Origin of the sequence: Vibrio sp. 10N.247.311.14, from assembly GCF_041467715.1 — a bacterium.
GTDB lineage: Bacteria > Pseudomonadota > Gammaproteobacteria > Enterobacterales > Vibrionaceae > Vibrio > Vibrio crassostreae_C.
Genome location: NZ_JBFSVE010000014.1, coordinates 51,097 through 66,543, shown reverse-complemented (window position 1 = coordinate 66,543; position 15,447 = coordinate 51,097). Strand labels below are relative to the sequence as shown.

15 protein-coding genes are annotated in these 15,447 nt (G+C 43.8%); 4 read left to right on the top strand and 11 right to left on the bottom strand.

The window, feature by feature from the left end:
• Nucleotides 1-87 precede the first annotated feature (87 nt).
• Nucleotides 88-1,020, bottom strand: a complete 933-nt coding sequence (locus AB6F11_RS07360) for a siderophore ABC transporter substrate-binding protein (RefSeq protein WP_102393610.1) — start codon at nt 1,018-1,020, stop codon at nt 88-90.
• A 928-nt stretch (nt 1,021-1,948) separates the two neighbouring features.
• On the opposite strand from AB6F11_RS07360, the gene AB6F11_RS07355 reads away from it, so the two are divergent.
• Nucleotides 1,949-2,158 carry a hypothetical protein gene (locus AB6F11_RS07355; RefSeq protein WP_004731601.1) on the top strand — a complete coding sequence of 70 codons (210 nt, stop codon included), beginning with the start codon at nt 1,949-1,951 and terminating at the stop codon, nt 2,156-2,158.
• A gap of 230 nt (nt 2,159-2,388) precedes the next feature.
• On the opposite strand, the gene AB6F11_RS07350 is transcribed toward AB6F11_RS07355, so the two are convergent.
• Nucleotides 2,389-2,982: a hypothetical protein gene (locus AB6F11_RS07350; RefSeq protein WP_017061898.1), complete on the bottom strand. Its 594-nt coding sequence runs from the start codon at nt 2,980-2,982 to the stop codon at nt 2,389-2,391.
• Between the two features lie 265 nt (nt 2,983-3,247).
• Here AB6F11_RS07350 and AB6F11_RS07345 point away from each other — a divergent pair, with 265 nt between their 5' ends.
• Entirely contained in the window at nt 3,248-3,409 is a 162-nt protein-coding gene (locus AB6F11_RS07345; protein ID WP_170962358.1) for a hypothetical protein, read from the top strand.
• A 225-nt stretch (nt 3,410-3,634) separates the two neighbouring features.
• Nucleotides 3,635-4,174 (top strand): DUF3332 domain-containing protein, encoded by a 540-nt coding sequence (locus AB6F11_RS07340; protein ID WP_017061899.1) that lies wholly within the window; start codon nt 3,635-3,637, stop codon nt 4,172-4,174.
• A gap of 112 nt (nt 4,175-4,286) precedes the next feature.
• On the opposite strand, the gene AB6F11_RS07335 is transcribed toward AB6F11_RS07340, so the two are convergent.
• The 4 genes from AB6F11_RS07335 to AB6F11_RS07320 are packed head-to-tail and all read right to left on the bottom strand — an operon-like array spanning nt 4,287 to nt 8,200.
• On the bottom strand, nt 4,287-4,946 hold the full coding sequence (locus AB6F11_RS07335) for a potassium channel family protein (RefSeq protein WP_017061900.1): 660 nt from the start codon (nt 4,944-4,946) through the stop codon (nt 4,287-4,289).
• Complete coding sequence (locus AB6F11_RS07330) at nt 4,947-6,047, bottom strand: AI-2E family transporter (RefSeq protein ID WP_017068458.1); 1,101 nt, start codon at nt 6,045-6,047, stop codon at nt 4,947-4,949. It abuts the gene before it with no gap.
• A gap of 22 nt (nt 6,048-6,069) precedes the next feature.
• On the bottom strand, nt 6,070-7,089 hold the full coding sequence (locus AB6F11_RS07325; RefSeq protein ID WP_102393609.1) for a DUF2955 domain-containing protein: 1,020 nt from the start codon (nt 7,087-7,089) through the stop codon (nt 6,070-6,072).
• Nucleotides 7,079-8,200 (bottom strand): HlyD family secretion protein, encoded by a 1,122-nt coding sequence (locus AB6F11_RS07320; protein WP_102393608.1) that lies wholly within the window; start codon nt 8,198-8,200, stop codon nt 7,079-7,081. Before AB6F11_RS07320 ends, AB6F11_RS07325 begins: the two co-directional genes overlap by 11 nt.
• A gap of 159 nt (nt 8,201-8,359) precedes the next feature.
• Here AB6F11_RS07320 and AB6F11_RS07315 point away from each other — a divergent pair, with 159 nt between their 5' ends.
• The gene (locus AB6F11_RS07315; protein WP_102393607.1) at nt 8,360-9,355 is read left to right on the top strand and encodes an AraC family transcriptional regulator; all 996 of its coding nucleotides are present in this window, start codon (nt 8,360-8,362) and stop codon (nt 9,353-9,355) included.
• 28 nt (nt 9,356-9,383) lie between these two features.
• Here AB6F11_RS07315 and AB6F11_RS07310 read toward each other — a convergent pair whose 3' ends face one another.
• The 5 genes from AB6F11_RS07310 to AB6F11_RS07290 all read right to left on the bottom strand — a co-directional run bounded on the left by AB6F11_RS07310 (nt 9,384) and on the right by AB6F11_RS07290 (nt 15,392).
• Nucleotides 9,384-10,445, bottom strand: a complete 1,062-nt coding sequence (locus AB6F11_RS07310) for a sensor domain-containing diguanylate cyclase (protein ID WP_102393606.1) — start codon at nt 10,443-10,445, stop codon at nt 9,384-9,386.
• Nucleotides 10,446-10,563: 118 nt separating this feature from the next.
• The gene (locus AB6F11_RS07305; protein ID WP_104216400.1) at nt 10,564-11,568 is read right to left on the bottom strand and encodes a Solitary outer membrane autotransporter beta-barrel domain; all 1,005 of its coding nucleotides are present in this window, start codon (nt 11,566-11,568) and stop codon (nt 10,564-10,566) included.
• 388 nt (nt 11,569-11,956) lie between these two features.
• Entirely contained in the window at nt 11,957-13,156 is a 1,200-nt protein-coding gene (locus tag AB6F11_RS07300; RefSeq protein WP_104216422.1) for a carbohydrate porin, read from the bottom strand.
• A gap of 115 nt (nt 13,157-13,271) precedes the next feature.
• A complete protein-coding gene (locus AB6F11_RS07295; RefSeq protein WP_104216401.1) occupies nt 13,272-13,931 on the bottom strand; it encodes a DUF3299 domain-containing protein in 660 nt (219 codons plus the stop codon).
• 81 nt (nt 13,932-14,012) lie between these two features.
• Complete coding sequence (locus AB6F11_RS07290) at nt 14,013-15,392, bottom strand: amidohydrolase family protein (protein WP_050619673.1); 1,380 nt, start codon at nt 15,390-15,392, stop codon at nt 14,013-14,015.
• Nucleotides 15,393-15,447 lie beyond the last annotated feature (55 nt).

Below are 15,447 nucleotides of genomic sequence, written 5' to 3'. Positions count from 1 at the left end.
AAAGGTAGGGCTCTTTGAGTCCGTATGAAAAGTGAAAAAGGGCTTATAAGAACGCTCTTATAAGCCCAAAAATCTGATGATTGATGACTATTGAATCGTTCGTTCAATATCACCCAACATTCTGTGAATCGCTGTCACGCCACCACCCGCCAAATACCAAGCACTTGAATCAAGGTAAACGATGTTGCCTTGCTGCGCTGCAGGTGTCGCCGCAACTAATGGGTTATCAAACAGCTGTTGTGCGCGACCTTCTGATTTGCCAATTGCTTTTTCGCGGTCAAGAACGTAAAGCACTTTAGGTTTTGCGTCAGCAATGTATTCAAACGAGATTAGGTTGCCGTGAGTCCCTTTAATTGGAGCCACAGTTGCACTCTTTGATTCCACGAAACCAAAGTCATCAAAGATGATTGAGAAACGGCTGCCTTTGTTGAACATCGCAATGTTGTTACCGTTGTTCATTAGCATCATTGCTGAAGTTTCGTCAGACGCTACTTTGTCGTTTACCGCTGTGATAGAAGCTTGAGTCTCTTTAATGATCGCTTCGACTTCAGCTTGCTTACCAAAGATGTCGCCTAGCACACGCCAGTTTTGCTGAGCATCAGCCCAGTACTTGTCGCCTTCAATAGAAAACATGACAGTAGGAGCAATTTGTGCCAGTTTGTCGTAAACCTTAAGCATGCGGTTTTCCGCGATGATGATGTCAGGCTTCAACATGTAGATAGCTTCAAAATCAGGTTCGCTTAAAGAGCCTGTATTTGCCGTCGTATCTTTGTACGAAGCTAGGTAATCAGGCAGCAAGCTATGAGGCGCGCCAACTGGCTGTACACCAATTTTATCGAGCACGTCTAAGCTACCGTGGCCTAGAACCACCACTCGCTGTGGTACTTCAGTAAACTGCGCTGTGCCTTTCACATGCTCAATGGTGACGGTTTCCGCATGCGCGGTCATCATGAATGATGATGCTAGAACGATGGCAAGCCCGCTCAATAACTGGCGAACTGAATTGATTGTTTTCTTCATGTTTCTTCCTTTGCCATTGATACAAACCACCACTCATGACAATGAAAGTCACATTACTCATAGACGAGCATGGGGCGTACACAACTGCTAAATAACGATAATTTAAAGTCTGTCATTGGATTGACAACAAACTTGTAACGCAAGTGAGAACTATTATCAATTATATTTGCACTAAATTGGCGATACAACAACTTTATTATTCAGAAATGTAAAAGTGAGTATTCATATTTTGCGTAGTCAGGAGAGGTATTAGGAATCAGAAATATCAAAAAGACGCGAAGAGGAAAATACTCATCAACCTGAAGAAAAAAACAGATGGGGAAAGCACCCAAAAACCCTGTAATTACAACGCTGAACCCCAAAATCATGGATTGTAATTTACAATGTAAAGATCATATACAACAGAGACTTAATCATCACCAAATCAGCTGATTAATTAAACCCACTAATGACAACGAATACGAACAGCTGAAAAGCCAAGACTCAGTCAGATATCATGGTCAAATCCCTGACCTTCGCTCATTTAACCTTCAGTAACCGATGGTAAATCACCCAAAAATATTTTTGAATTTAATTGAAAATAGGGTTGTAATTTTGAAAACTAGGCGTATAGTTCGCCACCTGGCTCTAATCTATAGAGCTGTTAATGCTAAAGTAAGTCCAAGTTCCACATAGACAGTTCTCGATTCCCTCGTTACACCATCTCTGCGTCAGCTTTCACCCAGATAGTCATTCAATAGCTTTTAAATTCGATCCTACTACCGATCTATCGTCATTTGCTCTTTTGTCAGCGAAGTCAGAATAGATCGAGCACTTAAATACAAATGTAATAAACACAAGGCACAGTTATGTCACGCAGAACAACACGACAAACCCATTGGTACCAACTATCACGCGAAAAAACAGTCAATAAACTAAAAGGTAATAAATGCTCAAGATTAAAATAGATTTACACAAAGAAGAGATTTCATGGGTCACCGAGATTCGACAGCTCAATAGCGATATACTCCACCGCCACATATTGCCCAAGCTACAACATCACAGCTATCTCATCGACTTTGAATTTAATGAACGAGAAAGCATCGGAACTATCGTTTCAGGCAACGGAAACACCCTAGGACATTTCACACTCCTATAGCATTTCCCAAAGGCTACAAAAGAAACACCATCTAGTCCCAAAGATGTAAAAGATGTCACCCTCAATTCGCTCTAGCAGAACAAAATAGAGTAGAAGTAAAACAGATCTGAAACCTAGCCCTTTTTGCATTTCACACGCGGCTAACGCTAGCTAGGTTATCGTACTTCTATTGAAACCAACTTATATCAAACTCTAAATCACCATTGAGTCATTATCAGTGCATTCATGGACTAATAAGTTAACGGCATCGACCTTAACTTCTGATCAAGAGTATATAAGTGTTCTGCAGCTTGCATGTGTTGAGGGTAATCACTGAACTTCTCACGATTCTCCTCATTCATCTTACATGTCTCATCCACCAGCATTAACTTCCAATACAGCTTCGTTGTATGCAACATCGCCAGTAACGGTTTGAACACCTCTTTCTCATAAGCTTGAATCAACTCTTCAATCAACTCGTCACGTTCGTCTTCGCTTGCGATTGAACCCTCGGTTGCCGACAACACTTTTTGATACTTCAGGTTTTGTTGCAGCTTATCCATGACCGTTTGGTTTTCTTCCGCTAAGTCAACAAGCTTCGACTTAATGATGTTTACCCAATTCGCTTGGCTCAGTACTGTGTCATCAACGCTGGTAAAATCTTCTCGTATTTGTCGTTCAACATCTTTTTGAGCTTTCTTTAAAACCGCACGCACCTTTTGGAAAGGCAGCTGATACTCCTTACTTAGCTCGATAATCAGTTTATGAAAGCCACCATTTGGAAGGTGTAAGTTTTCTTTAAACGTCGCCATTGCAGCTTCTTGCTGTTCGGTAAGGTGAGTCATTCTGTTTCCTATTCTTTATCACTTATGGTGCTGAGCCCGCGATCATACCATTATTACCCTCGTTTTTTCGGTAACTTGATCAGTTACACCTCGCTATGCCGTTAAATTCTCTCAGCCCTTTCTCTTTTGGCTAGTTATTAACCCACTTGGCATAAAATGGTAAATCTCTATCGGCGAAAGTTCGTACATTACGCGCTCAGGGGATATCGCCAGACAGGAGTCGTTACTTACATATGAAAGACAAGCGCGAGAAATGAGAAAACAGATGACCTATTCAGAATACAAAGAATCCGATTTGCATAAGTGCGTGAGCATTGGTTCAGAAGCAATGGTATCCATTGCCAAGTTTGCCTTTAAAGCCACTACCCTTTTATTTCGATTTTTCCGCTGGCTTGTCGTATCGGCTTATACCTACGTGATGAAGTAATTCTATATGGGAGTCGTTGTTTTCATTACGACTTATCTAAATACCCCAAAGCGCGCCCTATTAGGTCGCGCTTTTTTTGTGCCCAGTTTTATACCTAGCTTGATGCCAAAAGTCCGAGTGCATTTTATATCGTCAGTGGCGCTAAATGGTAAAACTGACCATCGAATAAAAACCATACTACACCTGTTCCAACGAAACAGACTTCTAACTTATACAGGTACTAAAATGAAAAAGATTGCACTTAAAATTGTAGGACTAACGGTTTTGGCTTCTGCGCTAACTGGTTGTATCGGCAGCAACGCCGTAACAGGGAAAGTGATGAAATTTAACGTTGAAGTTGTCGATAACCGCTATGCCCGTGCAGGTGTAAACTTCTTATTAGCGCCTGTATACGGTATTACTACCGCAGCAGACTATGTGGTATTCAACTCACTTGAATTCTGGACAGGTAAAAACCCTATCAGCGGTTCACCACACGTATTTGATACAAAAACAGACACGCACTTCAAAGTGAACGATGAGCTGGACCCAAGCCTGAAAGAAGCCCCTGTCGGCCCAATTTCTAACAATCGCACCATTGAAACGGGTGAGATGATTAAGATCGACGAAAACACGATTCAAATGGACATCGTCTATACATCTGGTGAAACAGCGACTCTAACGGGCATCAAAGACGGTCAAAACGTTACCTATTACATGGATGGTCAGCTTGTATCGCAAACAACTATCGCTGAATTAGAGAAGATTCAAGGCACTGAAGCTTAAGGTTCATCGCCCACACAGAGTTCAAACTTAAAGAGACTTTTGAGCTCATAAAATAGAACAAGCCCGGCGATTGCCGGGCTTGTTTGTATGTGCTCTATTATTTGTAAATGCTCTATTGGGACTGAGACTGTGCAAGTCGAATGCTCACCAAACTCGCCACCATGATAGCTAAGTAAAAGCTGCCGATAATGGATTCCATAAACACAAAGAATTGAGCAATAGGCAGAGCTGGTGATATGTCGCCGTAACCAACCGTAGTCAAGGTGATAAAGCTAAAGTACATCGCATTAAACAAGTTCGTCAGCCAGACTTGCTCTTCTAACCCGTTAAAGGCATTAGGAAAGATCTCTAAAATTAACAAGTAGATGGTCGACCAAGCAAACCCTAGCAACAAGTAAATACAGATGGAGCCGATGATGTGATTGGGTGTCACCGTTTTGGCTTTCATCACCTGCTTCAACGCCGAGTAAATGTGTGAAAACAAGAACACAGCCAACGCCGATAGCGTCACTATCGACAGGTTATAGCCTTCTAAAAATGAAAACACGCCAGACACGAGCGCCGTAATCAATAACAGCCCATACCAAGAGCGATACAAGGCTCGCTCTTTATGAATACCGGCAATTGAACTCGCCAACGTAATAATGATAAGAAATAGGATTGTTTTCTGGCCTTGCGGATAAAACTGCTGCATCACCGCGCAACCAAGAAACAACACCAACAGTGCATAGAATAAGAAGTAGAAGTTGTCGTCTTTAGAGACTGGCTTCATCTATTTTCCCTCGACCTCTGCAGGTTTTTTCTCAGTTTCTTGTTGGTTTTTCTCTTCAAGTCCAAGCCACGCCATCATCAGCTCATAGCTTAAACTCAGTATCACAGCACCGACAAACAGACCGACGATGCCTGACATCGCCATTCCGCCCAGTGCACCCAATAGAATTACCAACATTGGAATGTGAGAGCCACGGCTCAGCAATACTGGCTTTAAGATAGCGTCACTGCCGCTCACCAAAATACACCACACTAAGAACAAGCTCGCCGCCAGTGTCGATTCAACGCTGAACATGTAGATGATCGCCGGTAATAGAGCGAGAATCGGTGGAAGTTGGATTATCGCAATGAGCAGCACAGCTAGCGCCCAAAACGCAGCTGCTGGAACGCCTGCAATCACCAAACCGATTGCCGACATCATGGATTGAATCACAGCCACACCAATCACACCTTGCACAACGCTTCGCACGGTCGATTTAGAGAGCTCTACCAACTCTTCACCTTTACCGCCCGTTAAACGCGCCACTAAGTGAGTCACGCCGGTTTTGCATTTATCGGCATTACTCATGAATGCACCCGCAATGATGGTAGAGATGATGAACTGAATAAAGCCGCCACCTAACGAGCCAAGAACAGAAGCCGCTTTCGTCGCAAACTGTTTAAGTTCATCCGCATACTTTATGAAAGTGCCTTCAATATTGTTGGAGGCGGCAACCAAGGTTGAATAAACCTTCTCACCTATGAATGGAATATCTTGTAAGGACTCTTTCGGTTTAGGCAATGACAATGTGCCATCTTGAAGCCCTGTCATCAGGTCAGTCGCGCTGGTGTAGATACCAGAAGAAAGCGCCGCCAAAGGAATAAATAGAAGAATCACACCAATAAAGCTCAGCAATGCACTGGCTTTACCTTTCGACATCCCGGTTTTATTTGAAATTGCGACCGCCACTGGATACAACGCAGTCGCAATGATCGCACCCCATATCACCAGAAGAATGAATGGGCGCAAAATCGAAAAACACCAATACACGAGCATGGCAATCGCTGCGATCTTGATGGCAGCGTCTATCGCCTGTTTTGAAAAATCATCGGTTAACTTCATGAGACGTCCTTGTTAGACAAAATTAAGGCTGATTTTGTAGAAACTTCCAATTCCGTGTTTCTAGGAATAGAGAAGCCAAAATCATATATATGCCAATTAACACTAATTGGAATATGCGTATAAGAGTGTTGCTATCGATGTCACCGGAGCTCATCAACGTGCTACCAACCAGTACGAGCAACGTACTAAAAGCAGTGGCGAAAATAGGTGCTTTTTCGGGAACCGTGTAGATCTTGGTAGCCATAAGAATGGCAATAAGTCCTATAAACAAAGAATAGAAGACAATGTTGGGTACTATAGAAAGAATTGAAAAAGCAGCAATCGCCAGCAATCCCCCGATACCGTTACTTATCACCAAAAAAGCGCTCAACTTTATCGACTTCTCTGACGTAATCATCAACGATAACAACGCAATGAACATCATTGTCAGTAAAGCTTCAGATATTTGAAAAATAAAGAAAAAGCACACCACTGGATAGGAGATAATCATCGCCCTAAAGGCCGCATACCAACGCTGTTTCTTTTCGAGTGGCGCAGCAGCGAAGCCTGAGAACGCCGATTTTGGCTCAGGGAAAAATACATGCACTAACGCAAAAAGCATGACTGAAACCACACCAGAGGTCGCTAAGCCAGAGGCCAGCATTACTGACACGCCGGGGTTATCAATCGCCATGAATGGCAACATCAAAACCGCAATCAACAGTATGGTGGCAAACAGGTTCCATTTTGGGTCGACAAACAAGTAGTAACCCCACAGCATCATTAACCCCACTAAAATCAGCAATGGGATTGGATAATGGGTAATTCCTCGCGACAGTAATAAACCTAACCCCATTGTCACCACAACGGCCAAGAGCAATTCGTAGACCGTTTCTTTATGGAGATTTGGTTTATCAATTAAGAACTTAGCTGCGAACACTGGCGCCACAAACGCAAGCGGCCAGTTTATCCACGCCGCCAAGAAAACAGCCAACGTGACCCCGACCGTAAATCGCAGGATCCGTTGCTGTGTTTGTTGGTCAGGAATCGGCTTATCGGACATAAGACAATACGCTAATCAAACGAATCCATACTTTGCCTATCGCGTTGAATACAAAGTTATCGCCGCTATAAACAATCACATCCGCTTGGCCACCCACTCGGAGCATGCCTGTCACTTCTTCATTATCAAATTCAATGGTTATGGGAAGCATCTGTGTTTGGCGCAACCAACCCGTTTGTTGGCTAGCTTGAGCAAGCTTACCTGCTTGGTCATTTTGCCCCCAATCAACACCCCAATCGATACTACTTACGCGCCCTTTTACCACTTTGCCCGGTGCGAAATCTAACGCCACTTCAACTTCATCACCGACCGTTACATTACCTAGGCTGTTCTCTCGATAATAAGCTTCAATCCAAATATCTTCGGTTGAAACAAAGGTCATGATTGCTTGCCCTGCTGATGCATAGAAACCTTCAGACAGGCTAAAGTTAGAGACACCACCTTGTGTCGGTGCAGTAATCACGGTGCGTTCTAGATTCAATTGAGCTTGTTCAAGTGCCAGCAACGCCGCTTTCACTTGGCTATTTTCTTCGCCTTCTTTACCCATTTGTTTCTTAGCACGGTCAAGGTCAGCTTCTGCATTCACAACCGCCGCACTAGAGGTCGCTAATGCTGCTCGCGCTTTATCTGCATCTGATTTAGAAACGACACCTTTATCGGCCATCTCTAAAACACGCTTAGCTTGCAGTTTGGTATTTTGTCTTTCAACAATGGCTGAGGTGAGTTTCGCTTGTGCTGAAGCAATGCTCGCGGTTTGAGCACCGACATTTTGCCCAGCGATCTCTAAGTTTTGCTCAGCTTGTTGTACGGCGATGAGGTAATCAGATTCGTCGAGAATCGCAAGCTTATCGCCTTGATTAACGAGTTGGTTAGGTTGAACAAGAATATCGAGCACTTTACCCGACACCTCAGGCTTGATTGGAACGATATAGCCTTTTACACGAGCATTATCGGTAATAGGGATGATACGGTCTGAAATGACACTGAAGATCAGCATGAACGCCACGAACAACAATAAGTAGTTTGTGACCTTTCTTACTTTGTCTTTTCCGTTTTCTTGCTGGCCAACGTCTTCCTTGGCTTCTTGCGTATTCCCGTCGACTTCTGACATGGGACTCCCTTCTAGATAACTAACATCAACAAAATTAATACTTTAAAAATAAACCCAGCAATGGAAAACTCAAGTAAATGGGGTTAGATTTAGTAAACAAAACGTTGCAAATGATATGCTCGTCTAATAACGCGACAATATATACAGGATTGTATTCTCATGACCTCTAGTCACTATCAAGTCCCGGTGATTCAAACGAACTACGCTAAAATTTTGGTTCAAATTTTTTCTGACTATGGTCTTGATTTACATCTGTTGCTCAAAGATTCCGGTTTACCGCCCGATCTCATCGAATCTGAAAGTGACTTTGTGCCGTCAGAATCCATTAAGCGTTTGATCTATCTCACGTCGGCACAACTTGGCGTATCACGGTTCACCGATATTCTTGGACTGGCATTTCGACGTCGAATCATCCCAAACGTCTTGCATCAATTTACCGAATTCGAAACCATTGGCGATGCACTAAAACAGATCAATTCAATCTTTGCCTACGACTCCCCAGGCAGCAAAGTCGAGTTTATTCAAGAACACGGTCAGAGCTGGTTTTGCAGAACCGCACCTGAAGACAATTCCCCTATGTTTCAATGGGGCGAAGCTTTCGCTGTTATTTATATCATTGAATTAATTACCATTTTATCTCAATCTCCATGGTTACCTACTAAGGTTCGCTTACAAGGCCATGATATCGATGTCGTCAAAACACTGGTGCCAAGTAGCTGCCAACTGTTCGTTGATCAATCATCGTCGGCTGTGCTTATTCCTGAAGAGATCTTAAAACTCCCTATCCGTCTTACGTCTAAAGAGCTCAGTGCAAAACCGACACTTATTGAGTGGCATACCAGCTTTACCGATAGCGTTTATGAACTCCTAAAGCCGTACATGAAAGAACAAGACCTTTCTCTTGAAGAGGCGGCAGAGCTGCTGAATTTCTCAGTGAGAACCTTTCAACGTAAGCTTAAAAACGAAAACACCACCTACCGAAAGATCAAAGAGAATCTGATGTTTTCTGTCGCCTGTGAGCTAATGGAAGAAGGTCATACGCTGACTTACATCTCTAGCCAACTGGGTTACACCAACATCTCGCATTTCTCGAGAGCCTTTAAACGTGTGTCTGGCCTTACGCCGAAGATATACCAACGATCAATCTCGGCTTAGACACCGTTAAGTTCGTTAGTTAAATAGATTACCCAAGCACAATCGGGGCTGGGATGCCTGAACTCGAACTACATACCCTATTTCGACCATTTCCCTTGGCACGATAAAGCGCCCTGTCCGCACTGCGATAGGTCGCTTCAGCTTGCGCCTGTATTTCAGACACACCGCTGCTCACTGTCAGGTTCAATGTAGTCCCTTTGGTAATCACTTCTTTCAATCGATACATGGCTTCAAACGCATCGGCCAAGTTGGTTTCTGGCATTAAGATGGCAAACTCTTCACCACCAACACGAGCCACAATGTCAGTATCACGACTGTTGTTTCTCAATAGTTCTGCGACCTCTTTAAGTGCCGCGTCACCCTGGTCATGGCCGTGATTATCGTTAATGGATTTAAAGTGGTCCAAGTCGATCAGCGCGAGACAAGAATGCGTGTAACCGTAACGCTCCGCGAGGTTTGAGTAGTGGTTTAGATCTTTATCGAAACGGCGTCGGTTCCAACACCCTGTAAGCGAATCTGTTTCCACCAGCATTCTTAATCGACGCTCTAAGATCTTACGTCGGCTGATATCGGTAAAAGTGACCACGTATTTTTCGTTATTAGGCAGCAATTCGGTAAGCTTTTCGACAACCACGTTGACCGTAAAGTGTTCACCAAGGCGACTGACACCACTCAACTCACCCTTCCATCTCTGGTTTTCCTTGAGTGAGCGAGTAATGGTCGTGATTAGGCTGCTGTTATTCATAAAACAGAGTTCAGAAATCGGACGAGATTCGACTTGGTCAAAGGCATAACCTGAAACCCGAGAGAATTGTTGATTCACTTGTATGACCCTCAATTGACTATCGAGGACAATAAAACCTGCGACACCATCAATGATCGCTTCCGACAAGTTATTCTTGCTTTGAGCCATTTCATGTCGATATAGGCGTGCAGTAATGAGGGTGCTGAGCAAAAACAACGCGCACACAGAAAAATCCATGACTGCCGAAGAAGCCATACTCAATAACCACAAGCTAACTGCCATATTAAGGGCAAGTGTAGACACCACGTATAGCGGCATTTTTCGGTCAAAACTTAACTTATTCATAGTCTGCTCTAGTGATGGGCGAATGACTATGATGGCTAAGTTTTCACTAAGATATTTACCATTTTACGACACATACAAATTCAAATTATATGAGTACCATTAAGATCAACAATTTATGCTAATTATTGAGTAAGAATAGCAAGCTACCGCCACTGAGTGAGCTGCCATAATTGAAGTTAATCCCGACACCGAAGTTATCAAAGAAGTAAGAGTCGTAAGGGACATCGAACACCAACCCAGCGCCGAATTCATAGTAATAGTGTGTGTCTAAAGGATCCGTTAAATCCCCCGCTATATCGATTCTTCTAAAGTTATAGTGGACCTGAGGGTTGTTTAACGACCAAGCATCGAGCGCGACATTTTGCCTAAACTCTAGTTCATTAATAAATCGCATCCCTTCAGGGTTACCGATATCACCATCGTTCGCTTCACCCCATCCAACCCCATAGAAATAACGCACTCTAGAAGAGACATTCCAGCTTCCCCACTCTTGCTGCTTTAAATACTTGAGTTTGACCGACGGCTCACCTACCAATGCCCATGCTGAGGTATTTAGCGCGTAGCCGTCTAGCTGAGACTGAAATGCTTGAGAGTAGCTGTTGTTGTATTTATATTTATTGCGGTAATAGAGCAAGTGAGTGCCTAAGCCATACGCGATAGACCAACGTTGGGTTAAATGGTTTTGAACCCCGAAAAAGCCATACAGGCCCAATACTGAGTCTTTATTCGGATTCACACGACGGTCAGAGGTCACTTCCGGTGAGATTTCAATATCCTGTTCAGAAAGCGCATAAGACCCTCGCACAGACCAAATAAGGTCAAGATCAGGATCATCGGTGTTAATCACCGAAGAATAAGGAATGGAGCCCACACTCACTTGGCTTCGAGTATCGATGGTTTTATCGGAGCCAAAACCATTGTCGTTCAAATTGATAAATGAATTTGGGTCAAAATCAACAAAGCCAATAGAAACCGCATCACTGTCAGTCAACGCTATAGAAGCCGCGAATATCTTCTCTAAACGATTTTGAATCGCTTCATTTGAGGCATAGGCCGAGGATGAAAAAAGGCCAGTTAAGATCAGAGCAATAGAAGAGGAATACAGCGATTGGGGTGAAAGCATTAAGTTGACTCCATTCAAACTTATGCTTCAAGTGTAATTGGTAACTTAACTATTTCAATCAGAGAGTTAACGGTGTGGTTGATACTGCTCTCAGTTCCAACTGCAAGAGCGTTGCCAAATCGATGGCTCCCCAAAGCTCTTCTACGTCTTGGATTCTAAAATGAATAATCATATGTGCCTCTGTCTAAATTGGAGTCTTATCTTGGATCATTCTGAAACCGGGAACTTACCATAATACGCCATACCCAGTGAAATGACTGTTTACAACTCTGATAGGCGAAGTGATTGTTCATAAGAACTAATTAACGCTGGATGACACGCAGGAACGCAAAAAGTGAGCCACCATGGGCTCACTTTTTAGGTCTAAACAAGATAATAAGTAACGGAATTAGATAAAGACTCTCGCTCTAACACCAAACACCCAAGCGCTACTTTCATTGGAGAACGCAGGATCTTTAATGTATTGAATATCAGGTGTCACTTGGATGAAATCGTTGAGTTGCATGTTGTAGTAAATTTCAGCCGTCCATTGCTCTGTATTACCACTTATTGCTTTCGCATCAGCTGCAAAAGAATCACCATTCACTTCTGACCAATTAAGTGCCACGCCTAAATTGTTGGTTGGTTTTCCTAATCCAAAGTAACCCATACCAACAGAAATCGATTTATCGTAAAGGGCAACGTCCCCTTCAGAGAAACCACCACGTACAAACGGCATAACTTGCGGCGTCATAAACTGGCTCCATGAGAAATTGACGCCCGAACCACCTTCCGTTGCAAGGCTATTACTATGACGAGTATCGTCGCCAAAATCCCAGAAGGTCACATGGAAATTATCGGTATAGATTTGCTCTTGCGAAGCCGTCCAACCTAACTCCAAGGTTGTAAAGTAAGATGCATCGCTACCAAAAGCGGTGTCAAAGCCATCAAAAATATCATCTGACTGACCATTTGCATCAGCGATACCACCGACCACATAAAAATTCTCGCCCAACATATGACCAACAGAAAGCGCAAGTACACCATCATCAGGTAAGCCCATCGCACCAGAGCCTGTCGAAAATGCTAGGTTAGTAAAGCCAGACCATGGACTTGCTAGAGCGTAAACATCCGCATAGTTCGTTACATCCTGCCAACCGACAACAATAGTGCCTTTGCCATCGTTGATTTTTTGCTTCCAATTTAAGTCCGTAACACGGAACCCTTGGTCACTGTATGCAGGGCCAATTGAACCGACATAGCCAAGTGGGCCGAATGAATAGTCTTTTGGCGCAGTATCACCATAGGCATGCCTATGTTCCACCTTCCAAACTAAGCTACCTGAGTTCTGTGTGTCCTTTCCTAGGAGATGCCATGAACCGTATAATCGCGCCACACCCGACGATGCATCAACGCTATCGCCGCCAACCCCATCCCCAGAGGTCAGCCCCAAAGCAAAGTAATCCGCACCAAATGTAAAACCATCTTCAGCTAATGACTCCCTCCAAGATTTCTTTTGTGCTTTCTGCTCTGCAATTGTATTTTCAACAGAATCTGGGCCTTCAAAGTTAGCGCCGTAAACAACGCCGCTCATTGGACTAGCCGCCATCACAATAGCCATACTTATTTTAGAGAATCTTGAGTTCATCATGTCACCAGTGCTTTTTAAGTTAGTTTTATTCTATTCATTACTCACATTGAAAATTGTCATTTGATGACAACCATTAATTTTCTTTTTCATAATAGTCTTCGATCATCGAAGCTTTCATTTCATAACCCATGGTGAGGTTACTTTTACCATCGACTAGGAAGACCTCTTCAGTCACTTTGTTGGAGCTAAAGTCACCTTCTACCCACACTGGATACTGAACGTTCTGTACCTGAAAGCCTTCAGGGAAAGACACGCGCACAATCTGGTTTGCAGGTGGTGGCGGCATGTGGATACACGCACCCGCCACAGGCACTAACAGAAACTCTGTTGCTGTCATTCCCTCTGAGAACTCCAGTGGAACGATGAAACCGGGAACTCGTACTTTCTTGCCATCAAACTCTGTCGTGATAGCTTCGGCGTTTGCTTTCATGGTTTGCATGTATTCGTCACGCAGTGCGATCATTTCGTCTACGTCCACGCCCTGCTCTTTTAGCGTTTGTTTGAATAATAGAACCTGTTGTTGAGCTTGCTCTTCCTCTGATGCACTCATTGCTATCACACCTTGTAATAGACGCATTTGTTGATCGGTGAGATCCGGCATTTCTACTTTCATTTCGTGAGACTCTGAGTTCAGATCTTGCCACTCAAGATTCATCGCAGTTTCAGCAAAAGTAGGAAAAGCAACGGCCGTCAGTGATACCACCGACAGAATAAGAGAAAGCATTTTTTGCATAAGGAACACCTTGAATAGAGGTGACCTACCCAAATAGATCACCCATTAAAGCTTAATTTTTAACTAAATTGTCGAACTGAGTTACAGCGTGTTTTTGTAGACTTTGCCATCTTTCATGATGACTTTAATGGTGTCGATTTCAGGGCTGCGCGGCTCTGCATCAAACCATTTTTCGTTTGCCCCAATCACTGACAAGTCTTCAAGTGGGTTGCCTTCAACAATAATGATATCGGCGTATGCGCCCGCTTCAATCACGCCTAACTTACCCTCTGGGTATGGGTCCATCACGCCAGATAACTTAACGATCTCACCGTTTACCGATGTCATCCCTTTCAAAGTGAAGAAGTTGCCTAACTCTTTACCCGCAAGGAAGATCGTGTGGTCGGTTTGTTTGATACAAGAAACCACGTCACCAACACAGTCTGTGTGGAAACCCCATTTCGGTTGGTACTTGTTTACATTCGAGATGTAGTCTTTGAATGCTTTGGTTGCCGACTCCGCTTTACGCTTAGAGGCTGGGTTCGAGTTAATCGCTTCGATCTGTGTCAGGTAAGGTGAAAACGCGGTCATGTTAGTTGTGATGTAGGCGTCTTTATCTTCCATCTTGTCGGCGATATCGCCATCGAACATGAAACCGTGCTCGATCGTTTTAACACCCGCATCCAAGTTACGCATGATCGCTTTTTTGCTGTAAGCGTGAGACATCACGTAAGAGCCATACGCATCAGCAATTTCAACGGCGGCTTCAATTTCTTCCGCAGACATCGCATTCAGCTGCCAAGGGTCAAATGATGATGCCACACCACCTGATGACATGATCTTAATTTGCGTATTGCCTTGCTTGAAGTTTTGGCGAGCAGCCGCTTTGATTTCGGTAATACCGTCGGCATTAAAGCTGACGCTATTTCGCGCCATACTGGTCGATGAACCAAAGAAGTGTTGGTTAGCCGTGGTTAGGTTACTGAAATCGGCATGCGAACCCGTCGGGCCAATAAATGCGCCTGATGTGTAAAGTCGTGGGCCCGGCAACATGCCTGAATCGATAGTCTTACGTAAGCCAGTATTCAAGCCACCAGCATCACGCCACGTGGTGAAACCCGATTGAAACGCGGCGTTCGCGTTGACTGTCGCTCGCGCGGCTAACTCTTCGATCGTTCGGTTGTTTTCGTGGTCGCTTAGGTTACCGCCGTTAAGCAATAAGTGTCCGTGGCCTTCGATTAAACCTGGCATTAACGTTTTGCCTTCGCCGTCAATCACTACAGCGTCACCAGCCTCTATCGGGCTCGCAGAGATTTGTTTGATAAGATTGTCTTCGACTAATACATGATGGTCTTCGTACAATTTGTTTTCAGTACCATTGAACACATCGACGTTAGTAAATAGCGTTGATGCTGCATTTGCAGAAAGAGCAAATGAACACGAAAGAGCAACAACAGAGAGCTTTAAGCCTGCATTTTTCATTTTTACACCTTGATTCCGTTTGTTAGTGGCGTCCACTTCCCATAACGATTCCGTA

Bases quoted from the DNA above. Each gene is read 5' to 3' on its own strand.
- AB6F11_RS07360 (WP_102393610.1), bottom strand. From the start codon at position 1,020: ATGAAGAAAACAATCAATTCAGTTCGCCAGTTATTGAGCGGGCTTGCC.
- AB6F11_RS07355 (WP_004731601.1), top strand. From the start codon at position 1,949: ATGCTCAAGATTAAAATAGATTTACACAAAGAAGAGATTTCATGGGTC.
- AB6F11_RS07350 (WP_017061898.1), bottom strand. From the start codon at position 2,982: ATGACTCACCTTACCGAACAGCAAGAAGCTGCAATGGCGACGTTTAAA.
- AB6F11_RS07345 (WP_170962358.1), top strand. From the start codon at position 3,248: ATGACCTATTCAGAATACAAAGAATCCGATTTGCATAAGTGCGTGAGC.
- AB6F11_RS07340 (WP_017061899.1), top strand. From the start codon at position 3,635: ATGAAAAAGATTGCACTTAAAATTGTAGGACTAACGGTTTTGGCTTCT.
- AB6F11_RS07335 (WP_017061900.1), bottom strand. From the start codon at position 4,946: ATGAAGCCAGTCTCTAAAGACGACAACTTCTACTTCTTATTCTATGCA.
- AB6F11_RS07330 (WP_017068458.1), bottom strand. From the start codon at position 6,047: ATGAAGTTAACCGATGATTTTTCAAAACAGGCGATAGACGCTGCCATC.
- AB6F11_RS07325 (WP_102393609.1), bottom strand. From the start codon at position 7,089: ATGTCCGATAAGCCGATTCCTGACCAACAAACACAGCAACGGATCCTG.
- AB6F11_RS07320 (WP_102393608.1), bottom strand. From the start codon at position 8,200: ATGTCAGAAGTCGACGGGAATACGCAAGAAGCCAAGGAAGACGTTGGC.
- AB6F11_RS07315 (WP_102393607.1), top strand. From the start codon at position 8,360: ATGACCTCTAGTCACTATCAAGTCCCGGTGATTCAAACGAACTACGCT.
- AB6F11_RS07310 (WP_102393606.1), bottom strand. From the start codon at position 10,445: ATGAATAAGTTAAGTTTTGACCGAAAAATGCCGCTATACGTGGTGTCT.
- AB6F11_RS07305 (WP_104216400.1), bottom strand. From the start codon at position 11,568: ATGCTTTCACCCCAATCGCTGTATTCCTCTTCTATTGCTCTGATCTTA.
- AB6F11_RS07300 (WP_104216422.1), bottom strand. From the start codon at position 13,156: ATGGCGGCTAGTCCAATGAGCGGCGTTGTTTACGGCGCTAACTTTGAA.
- AB6F11_RS07295 (WP_104216401.1), bottom strand. From the start codon at position 13,931: ATGCAAAAAATGCTTTCTCTTATTCTGTCGGTGGTATCACTGACGGCC.
- AB6F11_RS07290 (WP_050619673.1), bottom strand. From the start codon at position 15,392: ATGAAAAATGCAGGCTTAAAGCTCTCTGTTGTTGCTCTTTCGTGTTCA.